This window comes from Pelagibacterium sp., from assembly GCF_035555455.1.
In the GTDB taxonomy this organism is placed as follows: Bacteria; Pseudomonadota; Alphaproteobacteria; order Rhizobiales; family Devosiaceae; genus Pelagibacterium.
On record NZ_DATMGM010000066.1, the window covers coordinates 64983 to 77981 of the forward strand.

Here is a 12999-nt window from a genome sequence, read left to right on the forward strand (position 1 = left end):
CAGGCGCGTTATCCCCAACGGGCTGTGGAAATCGACAATGCCAGCGTTCCGAGCGGCCATAGTTGCCATCATCATCGGGTTGGCCGCATTCACGGGGGCGGGTGCGCAGAACCTGCCTGTCCATGTCGATCCCGGCGCGCGGGACGACATGCTCGATGCCATCGCAATCCCGGCCTTGCGCTTTCTGACGACCGCCGACTTCCCGCCGTTCAATTACTCTGATGCCGGAGGCAGGCTGGTCGGGTTCAACATCGACGTTGCCGACGCCATCTGCGCCCGGCTCGGAGCGCGGTGCACCATCCAGGCCTGGCCCTGGGACCGCGTCCAGGACGCGCTGGCGGAAAATCAGGGCGACGCACTGATTGCCGGTCTCGATATGGCGGGCGAGGCGGGAAGCCGGTTTGATTTTTCCAGGATTTACCTTCAACTTCCCGCAAAGTTCGTGGTTTCGCGCGCCAATTTACCGTCATTTAATCCACAAAATTTGGCCGGAACCCTCGCAGTTCGCGAAGGTTCGGCTCACGCGCAGCTGGCGGAACGCATGCTGCCGCGCACAACCATCGCCGGATACGACAGCGAGTTCGCAGCGCTCGATGCCGTGGCGTCCGGGGAGGCGGACGTCTATTTCGGTGACGGAGCCCGGGCCGCATTCTGGCTCAACGACCACCCGCAATGTTGTGATTTCGTTGGAGAATCCTATTTCCGCCCGGACCTGTTCGGAGAAGGATTTGCGGTGGCCGTTCCCAAAGGCCTCGACAATGTGCGCGTTGCCATCAACTGGGCGCTGACCCGATTACAGCGGGAGGGGCAACTGGACGAAATCTACCTGCGCTGGTTCCCCCTGGGCTTTTATTGATCAAAGCTTTCGATGCCGAATCCGCGCCGACGCCTCAATCGCCGCCGTCGTCAGCCGATCGATGGCAAAGGCATCCCGGATCATTTCGAGCATGCGCAGCTCTTCCTGATTGAGCGTGAGATCGACGGTGGCGATTTCGACCGCTAGCGCGTAGGCGGTTTCCTGCAGACGCGGTTCCAACGTTTCCGCAATCTGCCCGAGCAGGGCGTCAAGCCCGGCCTTGTTGACGGTATCGACGCAGGATGTTGCCACTTCGGGAAGTCGTGCCAGATCGAAAGTCTCGAACACCGGCCACCGGCCAATCAGCGCCGCAAAGCGGTCCAGTTCATGATCGTTCACATCCTTGTCGGACACGGCGGTGATGACCATAACGTGGACGAGGGCATCGGCGGGTGTAAGCTGCATATCTGCACCTGAATTGAATTGTCGCCGTTGAATCTAAAAGGGCGCGCCAACAAGCGCAAGCGCCAGCCCAAACGCCCGCCCGCCATTGACCTTTGGGTTTCTTGATGCAACACCGGGCGCGCTTGAATATCGTCAGCTTTGATCGATTTCCCGTGTTATTCGAAACGCATTAAAGCGCGATTTCGATCAGAACCGTTGTATGTGCTTCAGATCACGCCCCAGCTTCAAAGGAAGGGCCCTCCGTGTCCAAGATCCTGCTACCACTCGACCCCGCCGCGATCGCCGCAGCTCAGAACGCCCGCGCATGGCCGTTCGAAGAGGCGAGAAAGGTCGTCAAACGGATCGAGAAAATGGGCAAGGGTGAGGCAATCTTCGAAACCGGCTACGGACCTTCGGGGCTGCCCCACATCGGCACTTTCGGCGAGGTCTTGCGGACCACGATGGTGCGGACGGCCTTCCGCCTGCTCACCGCAGACGCGATCAAAACCCGGTTGATCTGCTTTTCTGACGATATGGACGGGATGCGCAAAATTCCCGAAAACGTCCCCTCTCGGGAGGCGCTGGAGCCCTATCTGCAGATGCCGCTGACTGCGGTTCCCGACCCTTGGGGCAATGAATATCCAAGCTTTGGCGACCACAACAACGCCATGCTGCGCCGATTCCTCGATACCTTCGGTTTCGACTACGAGTTTGCCAGCGCCACCGAGTATTACAAGTCGGGCAAATTCGACGACATGCTCCTGCGCGCGCTCGAACGCTATGATGACATCATGGCGGTCATGCTGCCGACGCTGGGCACGGAACGGCAGGCAACCTATTCGCCGATCCTGCCGATCTCCCCGACGTCCGGGCGGGTGCTCTATGTGCCGATGAAGGAGATCAATGCCAGCGACGGCACGGTGACGTTTGCGGACGAGGACGGGCGCGACGTGACGCTTCGGGTGACCGGCGGCAACGTCAAGCTGCAATGGAAGCCCGACTTCGGCATGCGTTGGGCAGCGCTGGGCGTCGACTTCGAAATGTTCGGCAAGGACCATCAAACCAATCAGGGCGTTTATGATCGGATTTGCTCGATTCTCGGCGGCACACCGCCCGAGCACTACGTCTATGAACTGTTCCTCGATGAACAGGGCCAGAAGATTTCCAAGTCGAAGGGCAATGGCATTTCGATCGACGAATGGCTGACCTACGCTTCTTCGGAAAGCCTGTCGCTGTTCATGTTTCAGAAGCCGCGCACCGCCAAGCGTCTTTATTTCGACGTGATTCCCAAGGCTGTGGACGAGTATTTCACCTTCGCCGCGTCTGCTCAAAAGCAGGACGCTGCGGCCTTGGTGGAAAATCCGGCGTTTCATATCCATTCGGGCCGCCCGCCTGCCTATGACATGCCGGTGACTTTCGGGCTGCTGCTCAACCTGGCGACCGCATCAAATCCGGAAAACCGCGATGTGATGTGGGGTTTCATCTCCGCTTACGCGCCAAATGTAAGCCCCCAGACGCACCCTCATCTGGATGAGCTGGTTGGCTATGCTGTCCGCTATTTCCAGGATTTCGTGGTGAAGACGTATCGCGCTCCCGACGATGTGGAGCGTGCGGCGCTGGAAGGCTTGTCCGAAGCGTTGGCCGCGCTGCCTGAGGGAGCTGATGGCGAAGCGATCCAGAACGCGGCACTCGACGTTGCGCGCGAGATCGAGCGCTATCAGGATCACGCAAGGGTCGGGCCAAGCGGCGGCCCGGGCGTATCAGGAGCGTTCTTCCAGATGATCTATCAGGTGCTGATCGGGCAGCAACGCGGACCGCGCTTCGGCTCGTTCGCTGCCCTCTACGGTATTGCCAACACACGGGCATTGATCGAAAAAGCGCTGCGGGGCGAACTCGCAACTACCAGCGAGGCTGAAGCGGGATAAGGCGGACGGCCGATGCCGCAAGGGCGAGGCTGCGCGGCTACTGGCTGGCCCACAGGATGCGGGCAATCCATTCTATTTCCTCGGGCCGGAAGAGGCGCGGGGGGTGGTCCGGGTTGATCGAATGTAGTTCGATCTGTTTTTCGGTGCGGCGATGCAGGATCTTGGCCATGACCTCGCCGCCTTGCGTCCGCACCACCACCCGATCGCCGCGCCGCAACTGTTCGGTGGGGGAGACGATGAGGTAGTCGCCATCGCGATAGAGCGGCTGCATGGACTCCCCGGTGACTTCGAGGGCATAGGTGCTGCCATCGCCCAGGCCGGGAAAGCTCACCTCATCCCAGCCCTGTCCTGCCGGGAAACCGGCGGCATCGAAATAACCGCCTGAGCCCGCTTGTGCAAAGCCAAGCAGGGGAACCGCCATGCGGGGGGTGCCCTGGGCGTAATCCAGGTTGCCTGAAAGCAGGGAATCAAAAGTTTCCTCGGTGGCTTCAAGCGCCTTGGCCACTGACTCGGTTGACGGCCAGCGTTCTCGCCCATCCTTGCTGACTCGCTTGGACGGATTGAACGCTGTGGCATCCAGCCCCGCCAGTTTGGCCAGCCCCGAGGTCGACAACCCGTGCCGTTCGGCAAGAGCATCGAGGGCTTCCCATAGTGAGCGATGAGTCAGCATGGAACGAAAGGTCCCTGAAAAGGATTTATGTCCGAAGTTTGCGGAAATCATTCCTATTACGCCGCGCTGGCGATGTAAAGCCATTTCGGCCCTTGGCAGAGGTTTCCCACAGGGCTAGAGCGGTTCGGGAACAAGTGGAACCACTTGTTCGGTTCGGAAGCGCGGCAAGACAAGACCTTGAAGCAGGTGGAGAGCAAATGGCCGATCCCATTTACAAGATCGTTGCCTCAGATGAGTGGGCGGCAGCAAAATCAGCCGGGCGACTCGAAGGTACCGCAGTCGATCTCGCCGATGGATACATCCACTTTTCAACAGCAGAACAACTGGCCGAAACGCTCGATAGGCACTATCGCGGACGGACGGGGCTGGTGGTGGCCCGGGTGGACCCCGATCTGATCGCTGCCGAGCTGCGCTGGGAGCCCTCCCGGGGCGGCGCGCTTTTTCCCCATCTTTACGCTCCCCTGCCTATGGCTGCTGTGAGCGCCGAATTTCTTCTCGATGCCGGCCCGGACGGCAGCTTCGATCTTTCAGAGGTAGTATGATGGTATTCGATAGCCTGATGCGCAATGCGGCCATGCAGAAGCTGGCGCAGGGCGCTTTGATGCGCATGGATGCGGAAACGGCACACCGCGCAACCATCAATGCCTTGCGCTTTGGCCTTGTACCTGGGGGCGAGCAACTGCCCTCGAACCTTGCCACGACGTTTTGTGGCCTCGACCTGCCCAGCCCCATCGGGATGGCAGCTGGTTTCGACAAGAATGGCGAGGCGTTCTCTGCCCTCGCGCGAATGGGGTTCGGATTCGTCGAGGTGGGAACCGTGACGCCGCGCCCGCAGTCGGGCAATCCGACGCCACGGGTTTTTCGCATTCCCGAGGTGATGGGGGTGGTCAACAGGCTGGGGTTCAACAATGAGGGCCACCAAGCGGCTGCGGAGCGCCTGAAACGGCGCGCGCCGGGGCAGGTCGTCGGCGTCAATATCGGAGCCAACAAGGACAGCGACGATTTCGTTGCCGATTATGTTGCCGGTGTCGTGACTTTCTCGCCGCTGGCCGATTACCTCACCGCCAATATCTCTTCGCCCAATACTCCCGGTCTGCGCAATCTTCAGGCGGAAGACGCGCTCAAACGCCTGCTCGGTGCGCTGGTCGAGACTCGTTCGGCTCAACCCAGACAGACCCCGATCCTGCTCAAGATTGCGCCCGACCTTGATGAGGGCGAAATGGATTCGATCGCGCGGACTGTGCTCGACAGTGGCATCGATGGGCTGATCGTTTCCAACACCACGATTTCACGCGATGCGGTGGCGGGGCTCACCAATTCCGAACAGGCCGGTGGATTGTCGGGCAAGCCGCTGTTTGCCCTCTCGACGCGCAGGCTGGCCCAGATGCGCCAGCGGCTGGGGCCGGATTTTCCCCTGGTCGGCGTGGGCGGCATCCATTCCGCTCAAAGCGCCATCGCCAAGTTGGAGGCCGGAGCCAATATCGTGCAGCTCTATTCCGCGCTGGTGTATGGCGGCATGGAGATGATCAACACCATTAATGCCGGCCTCTCGCAAGCGGTGTCCCAGCGAGGGCTGACCAGCGTTGCCGGCTTGACCGGATCAGCTGTGGCGGATTGGGCAGAGGGCCGGGGCGAAATCGCCTAGAGAACCTGAAACCGCTTTAGCCGAAAAGCTGGGCCTTTCGCTGCTCGATCGTCCACGCATAGATGGCGGCGCGTACCAGCAGCAGCGTATGCAGCGCTATCCAAAGGCCCCAAAGCCCGAGAACCGGCATCAGCACTGTGGCTGTTGCCAGATAGATGGCGAGCGAAATCACCATGCCGTTGCGCATGGTGGCGTTCAGCATGGCCCCGATCATCACGCCATCATAGACGAAGGCTGGCATGCCGCTCAGCGGTGTCAAAGCCACCATCACCAGATAGACCCGGGCCGTTTCCCGCACCTGGGTGTTGGTGGTCATCACATCGATGGCGACCCAGCCGCCGACCATCAGCAGGGCCGACAGGCCCAAAGCGATCAGGAACCCCCATCCAAGACCCAACCGGATAGCCTGCTCGAACGCCGGGCGCCAGCGCGCGCCCACGGCACGTCCTGACAATTGCTCGACGGCAGTTGCGAGGCCATCGAGAAAGAAGGCAGAAATCGCGAATAACTGCATCAGGATGGCATTGGCGGAAAGGGCGACCTCATCCACCCGCGCACCTTGTGCCGCGAAGTGGGCGAAGGCCGTCATCAGGGCCAGCGACCGAATGATCAGGTCCCGGCTGATGGCCACCATGCGACGCACGGCCGCCAGATCGAACAGCGCCGCCGCCGGGGTGTGATCAACGATGAAGCGAAGACCACCATAATGACGTACAACAATGGTCAATCCCCACAGGCACGCCGTGATCTGCCCGATCACGGTGCCCCATGCCGCGCCGCGTACGCCCCAGCCCAATCCTTGCACGAAGGTGATCGACAAGACGACATTGATGACGTTGATGAGCAGCTGCAGCGACATGCCCGTGCGCGCATCGGCCCGGCCATAGAACCAGCCCAGCAGTACGAAATTGACCAGCACGAACGGCACCGACACCATGCGCACGAACATGTAGTCGGAAAATGCCTCGGCGGATTCCGCAGGCGGGGCCAGAGCGAAGGCGAAGCCCGCATGGATCGGGTTGGAGAGGGCAAGCAGCACGACGCCCATCAACACCGCCACGAGCATGGCGCGCGCCATATGCAGCAGGCCTTGGAGCGGATCGCGAGCCCCCACGGCCTGGGCCGTCAGCCCGGCTGTTCCAAAGCGCAGGAAGAAGGCCAGGGAAAAAATCACGCTGAAGGCAACCGTTCCCAGCGCCAGCCCGCCAAGCAGACCGGCATCGCCCAATTGCCCGATAACAGCCGTGTCGATGACCCCGGCCAACGGCTCGGTGATAAAGGCAATCGAGGCGGGAACCGCTATGGCCCACACATCGCGGTGGCGAACCTCGAAGGGGTGAATACCAGCACTCATGGAAGGAAAACGGCCTAGCTGTGGAAATCGCTTTTGCTCAGGATCACCGGGCGGGTGGGAACCTGACAAACCGGCATGATCTCGATAAAGTTGATGTTGACATGCGGGGGCAGGGTGGCGATCCACCACACGGTTTGCGCGATGTCTTCAGGCAGCAGCGGCTCATTGTCCGCGTACATGGTTTCGTTGGCCTCGAAATCACCGCCCATGCGAACGGCCGTAAACTCCGATTTTGCGTGGCCGGGCTCGACCGAGGTGACCCGGATGCCGGTCCCCATGGTGTCGGTGCGCAAGTTCATCGAGAACTGGTGCACGAAAGCCTTGGTCGCGCCATAGACGTTGCCGCCGGTATAAGGGAAACGCCCCGCGATCGAGCCCACATTGATGATCGAGGACCCGCGTCCGACCTGCTTCACCAACGGCAGGACTTCAACGGTGGTATGCAGCAGGCCCATGATGTTTGTGTCGATCATGGTCTGCCACTGGTCGGTATCGACATTGGGGATCGCGCCGGTGCCCAACGCCAGACCGCCATTGTTGAACAGGCATGTGATGGGTTTGAAGTTTTCCGGGATGGCAGCAGCTGCACGCTGAATCGAGGCCTTGTCGGTCAGGTCCATTTCGATGCCATGGACGATCTCGGGAAATTCCGCTTCCAGTTCGGCGAGGCGATCGCGGCGGCGGCCCGTGGCAATCACCTTCCAGCCATTCTTTGCAAACAGCCGGGCTGTGGCGGCGCCGAATCCGGAGGTGGCACCGGTAATGAAAATGACGGGGAGCATGGCCTGATCCTGGGAACGCGACGATGGATAGAAGCGCAGCCAACAAAGAGCTGCGCAACCATCCTAAGGCCGGGCGCGACCCGGCTCAACAGCAGTATGCAACAATTGCGTTTATCGTCTGCGTCCCGCCGCGAGCAGGCGACCGATGAACCACAGCGGGAGCACCAGAACCGCGCCGGTCAACACGTAACTGAACCCACTGCGAAGCACCTCAAAACCGTTATCGAAGATCGAATTGAAGAATCGTTCGATCGATCCGAGGATGGCCTGAGGGCTGATGCCGAAAATCGACATCATGAAACCTACAAAAAGGCTCATGAGGATGAGACGGACGACAACCCGCCCCGGCGAGCCGCCAAGGAACGTTTCCACCCATCCGGGCCTTTGTCTTGTCTCGCGCTTGTCCATTGTGTCGGGCATTGGGGTATCGTTCTCGCCTGTGGGACCTTTGATGAGGTCACATAAGCCCGGAAAATGGCCAGTTAAAGGGGACAACCGCCGTTGAGCATTCTTTCCCCCATCATCGCGAACTGGTTTGCAAGCAGAGGATGGCGGGCCCGCGAGCATCAGCTGGCTGTTCTGGCTGCCGAGCAAAGCGGCAATTCGGTGCTGTTGATCGCCCCGACCGGGGCCGGCAAGACCCTTGCCGGTTTTCTGCCCTCGATCCAGGACCTGATCGAAAATCCCGCAACCGGCCTGCACACGCTGTACATCTCTCCCCTCAAGGCGCTGGCCGTCGATGTGGCGCGTAATCTGGCCGATCCTGTGCGCGAAATGGGCCTTGGGATTCGGATCGAGACGCGGACAGGGGATACTCCGGCTGCGCGGCGGCAGCGCCAGCGCGTCGACCCGCCGCATATCCTGATGACGACCCCCGAGCAACTGGCCCTGCTGCTCAGCCATCCTGAAAGTGCCACTCTGTTCAAAGGCCTGAAGCGTATTGTGCTCGATGAATTGCATGCGCTGGTCACGTCCAAGCGTGGCGATCTGCTCAGCCTCGGTGTGGCAAGGCTGGCGACATTGGCGCAAGAGGTCAGGGTAACAGCGCTCTCTGCGACGATCGCCCAACCCGAAACGCTGCGCGAATGGATCGCGCTCCCCGTCGCTCCGCGGTCTGCCGTGCTGATCAATGCACCCGGCGGGGTGGCTCCCGAACTGTCCATTCTGGCCAGCGATGAGCGCCTGCCCTGGGCCGGCCATTCGGCGGCCTATGCGGTGCCCGATCTCTACGAGACTATCAAGCAGCACGGAACGACCCTGTTGTTCGTCAACACCCGCAGCCAGGCCGAAATGCTGTTCCAGAACCTGTGGGCGATCAATGAGGACGGACTGGCGATCGCGCTGCACCACGGCTCGCTCTCGGTGGAGCAACGCCGCAAGGTGGAAAGCGCCATGGTCTCCGGAGCCTTGCGCGCCGTCGTGTGCACATCGACCCTAGATCTGGGCATCGACTGGGGCGATGTTGATCTTGTCGTGCAGGTGGGGGCGCCCAAAGGGGCCTCGCGCATGCTCCAGCGCATCGGGCGCTCCAACCACCGGCTTGACGAGCCCTCCAAGGCGCTGTTCGTTCCCGCTAACCGGTTCGAGGTGCTCGAATGCGAGGCGGCGCTGGAGGCGGTGGCAGCGGGCCTGCAGGATAGCGAACCCCCGCTTGCGGGCGGATTGGACGTGCTGGCCCAGCATGTGCTTGGCCTCGCTTGTGCCGCTCCGCTCGATGCAGACGAGGCCTATGATGAGATCACCCGCGCGTGGCCCTATCGCCAACTTACGCGGGAAAAGTTCGACCGGGTGCTCGATTTCGTTTCGACTGGTGGCTACGCGTTGCGGGCCTATGAGCGCTTCGCCAAACTGCGCAAAACGCCCGATGGACTCTGGCGTATCGCTAATCCGCAGGTTGCCCAGCAATATCGCCTGAATGTCGGCACCATCGTCGAAGAGCCAATGCTCAGGGTGCGTCTGGTGCGGGCACGTGGGGTCCGCAAAGGGGCGACCACCGGACCGATCGGGCGTGGCGGCAGGGTGCTGGGCGAAATCGAGGAGTATTTTATCGACCAGTTGGTGCGGGGCGACACCTTCATGTTTGGCGGCGAGATCGTCGCTTTCGAGGGCGTGGTGGAGACCGAGGCCTATGTTTCGCGCGCCTTTTCGGATAGTCCGAAAATACCCTCTTACATGGGCGGAAAGTTCCCGCTCTCGACATTCCTTGCAGACGGTGTGAGGCGCATTCTTGCCAACCCGGAACACTGGCGTGTGCTGCCCGATCAGGTGAGGCAGTGGCTGGACCTGCAAAATTACGCGTCGATGCTGCCCGACAGGGACAGCTTGCTGGTCGAAACCTTTCCGCGAGCCGACAAGCATTACATGGTTTGCTACCCGTTCGAAGGACGATTGGCGCACCAGACGCTGGGCATGCTGCTCACCCGTCGGCTCGAACGGGCCCGGGCTCAACCCCTTGGGTTTGTCGCCTCCGATTATGCGATTGCCGTCTGGTGCGCATCGGATCTTGGGGCTTTGATCGCGTCGGGCCGGCTGTCCCTCGATCAGCTTTTTGATGAAGACATGCTGGGGGATGATCTGGAAGCCTGGCTCGATGAATCGGCGCTGATGAAGCGCACCTTCCGCAATTGCGCCATCATTGCCGGGCTGATCGAACGTCGGCATCCGGGCAAAGAGAAAACCGGGCGGCAGATCACTGTGAGTTCGGACATCATCTATGACGTGCTCTATCAGCACGAGCCCGATCACATCCTGATCGAAGCAACGCGGCACGATGCGGCGCGCGGACTGCTCGACATCGAACGGTTGGGTGTCGCTCTCAAGCGCATCCGGCGCCACATCCGCCATATGAGGCTGGACCGGATCTCCCCTCTTGCGGTACCGGTGATGCTCGATATCGGCAAGGAGCCGATCTTTGGCGAGGCGCGGGATGCCGTCCTGCGCGAAGCCGCCGATGACCTGATTGCAGAGGCAATGGATTTTGGCGCAGACCCAGCCCGCCTTCGACAGTGACGAGATGTCCGCGATTCGGTTCGCAGGCGAGACTTTCCAGCCGATGGCTTCTGGTGCCCTCTATTGGCCAGCCTTCAAAGCGCTGCTGGTTGCCGATCTGCACCTTGAAAAGCTGTCGAGCTTTGCCCGGTCCGGGCAGCTTCTGCCCCCCTATGACACAGGCATGACCTTGTCACGCCTCGAACGCGATATTGCCGCCTCTGGTGCAAAGAAAGTCTTCGCCCTGGGCGATAGTTTCCACCGGGATGAAGGCACGGCGACCCTGTTGCCGAAGGACCGGCAGAGGTTGGCAGACCTCGTGGATGCCGTGGAATGGGCGTGGATCGCCGGCAATCACGATCCTGCGCCGCACGGCTTGGGCGGCAGGTGGCATTCGGAACTGTCCGCCGCAGGCTGCTCGTTGCGGCATATTCCGACGCGCGGGATTTCAGGACTGATTGCGGGTCACCTGCACCCGGCGGCCAAGGTAGCGATGAACGGCAAATCTTCGCGCCGGCGCTGCTTTGCCTGGGATGATCATCTGATGATCCTGCCCGCCTATGGCGCGTCGACGGGCAGCCTTAATATTCTCTCGCCTGCGTTCGATGGGCTGTTCGAGCCGAGCCGGTTGCGGGTAATGATGCTGGGCCGCGATCGTGCCTACCCGGTCAGTGTGCAGAGGCTCATCAGGGGTTAGCGCCGGAACAGGACACCGCCGAGCCAGCCAGTGATCAGGGCCAGCGCTACACAGGCGAGGCCGTACAGGAGCGGATGACCCACGGCGGCTTCGCCCAGAAACCGTTCGAAGCCCGATTTTTGCACGAAGAACCGCTGTGCGCGTTCTGCCACGATTTCCCCGTCCTGGATGACCAGCGCCTGCGCGAGGAATACCCCGTTCGGTACGTTGACCGGAAGCACCACGCGGGCAGAGAAAAACGTCGGTGACAGAAAGGCAACACCCCGCTCGTCGGTTCGGAACAGGCTGGCGTTGTTCATCAACCGCACCAGTTCGCTTTCAAACAGCGCCTCGTCGCCACTGGTTTCGGCAAGAGCGTTGGTCGCCTGAACCTCCATGGTGAGCTGGCGCTCAATGATGGTTTCAGGTGCAAGCAGCGTTTCCAGGGGTCGGCTGGACAGCACCCGATAGAACGAGGGCAGGCTGGAGAACAGCGCATAGTCGGCGTTGAGCATCAGGCCGAACTGACGCGCCTTGTGGCGGACCACCCGTTCGGCTACCGGTCCCCGGATCACCAGGACGACATCGTATGATCCCTGCGGCGGGGTGCCGTCCATGCTTGGCTCGATATTGCCGAACAAAGTGATGGTCTCGCCTGCGAAATTCGAATGGATCGAAATTGTCGGGTCGGATGTGCTGAACACCAGCCCCTGCGCCTGAGCCGCCACGCATGTGGCAAGGAGCGCGATCAGCGAAAGAAGCGCCCTTGCGATCATATCGTTTCCCCAAAGCTGAGCACCGCCATTGAGAACGGGTCGGTAGGAGAAAGGAACAGACTGAGCGCAAATCGGATGGCAACACCGAGGACGATCAGCGCCAGCAAGGCGCGCAATTGGTCGCCGCGCAGATATTGCCCCGCCGAAGCGCCGAACTGGGCTCCGGCCACGCTGCCCACCATCAGGCAGAAAGCCAGGATGATGTCCACGCTTTGGCTCTGCACCGCATGCAGCACACAGGTCGCCGCCATCACCGCAAGCACGTGCAGCAACGAGGTGCCCACGACCACCGAACCAGGAATGCGCAGGAGATAGACCAGCGCGGGCACCAGGATAAAGCCGCCCCCGATCCCCAGCAACGATCCCACAATGCCGATAAAAAAGCCGATGCCGACGACTGGAATGATCGAAATATAAAGCTTGGAGCGCTTGAACCGCACACGCAGCGGGAGCCCATGCACCCAGCTATGCTGGCCGGACTGCCGGCGCTGGGGTGGTCCGCCTTCGCGCGAGCGCAACAGGGAACGCACAGCTTCGATCAGCATCAATGTGCCGATCGCGCCGAGAAAGATCAGGTAGCCAAAGGAAATTGCCAGATCGAGCTGTCCGAAAGTGCGCAGGAGATCGAATATCCACACGCCAACGACTGCGCCGGCCACGCCGCCGATGACAAGGAACAGCGCGAGCGTCAGGTCGATGCCCCCGCGCCGCCAGTAAGAAAGCGACCCGGAAGTCGAGGCGGCCACGACCTGTCCGGTCACCGAAGCGACCGCAACCGGGGCGGGCACACCGGAAAAGATCAGCAGTGGCGTGAGCAGAAATCCCCCGCCGACCCCGAACAGCCCTGACAGAAAGCCGATGGCGGCCCCGATCCCCACAAGGAAGAACAGGTTCACCGACATTTCCGCAATGGGCAAATAGATCAGCACGGCCGGGCCCAATC

Annotated in this window: 13 protein-coding genes; 6 read left to right on the plus strand and 7 right to left on the minus strand. The window is 61.2% G+C overall.

What is annotated here, in order from left to right; translation table 11 throughout:
- The first annotated feature begins 37 nt into the window (after nt 1–37).
- Complete coding sequence (locus VNS12_RS13055; RefSeq protein ID WP_325488280.1) at nt 38–856, plus strand: transporter substrate-binding domain-containing protein; 819 nt, start codon at nt 38–40, stop codon at nt 854–856.
- On the opposite strand, the gene VNS12_RS13060 is transcribed toward VNS12_RS13055, so the two are convergent.
- Nucleotides 857–1261 carry a tellurite resistance TerB family protein gene (locus VNS12_RS13060; protein ID WP_325488281.1) on the minus strand — a complete coding sequence of 135 codons (405 nt, stop codon included), beginning with the start codon at nt 1259–1261 and terminating at the stop codon, nt 857–859.
- Between the two features lie 242 nt (nt 1262–1503).
- Here VNS12_RS13060 and VNS12_RS13065 point away from each other — a divergent pair, with 242 nt between their 5' ends.
- On the plus strand, nt 1504–3165 hold the full coding sequence (locus VNS12_RS13065; RefSeq protein ID WP_325488282.1) for a lysine--tRNA ligase: 1662 nt from the start codon (nt 1504–1506) through the stop codon (nt 3163–3165).
- Nucleotides 3166–3202: 37 nt separating this feature from the next.
- Here VNS12_RS13065 and VNS12_RS13070 read toward each other — a convergent pair whose 3' ends face one another.
- Nucleotides 3203–3835 carry a S24 family peptidase gene (locus VNS12_RS13070; protein ID WP_325488283.1) on the minus strand — a complete coding sequence of 211 codons (633 nt, stop codon included), beginning with the start codon at nt 3833–3835 and terminating at the stop codon, nt 3203–3205.
- Nucleotides 3836–4032: 197 nt separating this feature from the next.
- Between VNS12_RS13070 and VNS12_RS13075 the strand changes: the two genes are divergently transcribed.
- Both VNS12_RS13075 and VNS12_RS13080 read left to right on the plus strand, forming a co-directional pair.
- A complete protein-coding gene (locus VNS12_RS13075) occupies nt 4033–4377 on the plus strand; it encodes a DUF952 domain-containing protein (protein WP_325488284.1) in 345 nt (114 codons plus the stop codon).
- Entirely contained in the window at nt 4374–5480 is a 1107-nt protein-coding gene (locus tag VNS12_RS13080) for a quinone-dependent dihydroorotate dehydrogenase (protein WP_414693122.1), read from the plus strand. Before VNS12_RS13075 ends, VNS12_RS13080 begins: the two co-directional genes overlap by 4 nt.
- 16 nt (nt 5481–5496) lie before the next feature.
- Here VNS12_RS13080 and VNS12_RS13085 read toward each other — a convergent pair whose 3' ends face one another.
- From VNS12_RS13085 to VNS12_RS13095, 3 genes are all read right to left on the minus strand, one after another.
- Nucleotides 5497–6834 (minus strand): MATE family efflux transporter, encoded by a 1338-nt coding sequence (locus VNS12_RS13085; protein WP_325488285.1) that lies wholly within the window; start codon nt 6832–6834, stop codon nt 5497–5499.
- A gap of 14 nt (nt 6835–6848) precedes the next feature.
- Entirely contained in the window at nt 6849–7616 is a 768-nt protein-coding gene (locus tag VNS12_RS13090) for an SDR family NAD(P)-dependent oxidoreductase (RefSeq protein ID WP_325488286.1), read from the minus strand.
- A gap of 111 nt (nt 7617–7727) precedes the next feature.
- Nucleotides 7728–8036 (minus strand): DUF6460 domain-containing protein, encoded by a 309-nt coding sequence (locus VNS12_RS13095; protein WP_325488287.1) that lies wholly within the window; start codon nt 8034–8036, stop codon nt 7728–7730.
- An 81-nt stretch (nt 8037–8117) separates the two neighbouring features.
- Here VNS12_RS13095 and VNS12_RS13100 point away from each other — a divergent pair, with 81 nt between their 5' ends.
- Together VNS12_RS13100 and pdeM are read left to right on the plus strand one after the other, a co-directional pair.
- On the plus strand, nt 8118–10625 hold the full coding sequence (locus VNS12_RS13100) for a ligase-associated DNA damage response DEXH box helicase (protein ID WP_325488288.1): 2508 nt from the start codon (nt 8118–8120) through the stop codon (nt 10623–10625).
- Entirely contained in the window at nt 10594–11301 is a 708-nt protein-coding gene (gene pdeM, locus VNS12_RS13105; RefSeq protein ID WP_325488289.1) for a ligase-associated DNA damage response endonuclease PdeM, read from the plus strand. Before VNS12_RS13100 ends, pdeM begins: the two co-directional genes overlap by 32 nt.
- Here pdeM and VNS12_RS13110 read toward each other — a convergent pair.
- Nucleotides 11298–12056, minus strand: coding sequence for a TIGR02186 family protein (locus VNS12_RS13110; protein ID WP_325488290.1), 759 nt, complete (start codon nt 12054–12056; stop codon nt 11298–11300). The two genes, pdeM and VNS12_RS13110, sit on opposite strands and share 4 nt — an antisense overlap.
- Entirely contained in the window at nt 12053–12985 is a 933-nt protein-coding gene (locus VNS12_RS13115) for a sulfite exporter TauE/SafE family protein (protein WP_325488291.1), read from the minus strand. The genes VNS12_RS13110 and VNS12_RS13115 overlap by 4 nt, the downstream gene beginning before the upstream one ends.
- Nucleotides 12986–12999 lie beyond the last annotated feature (14 nt).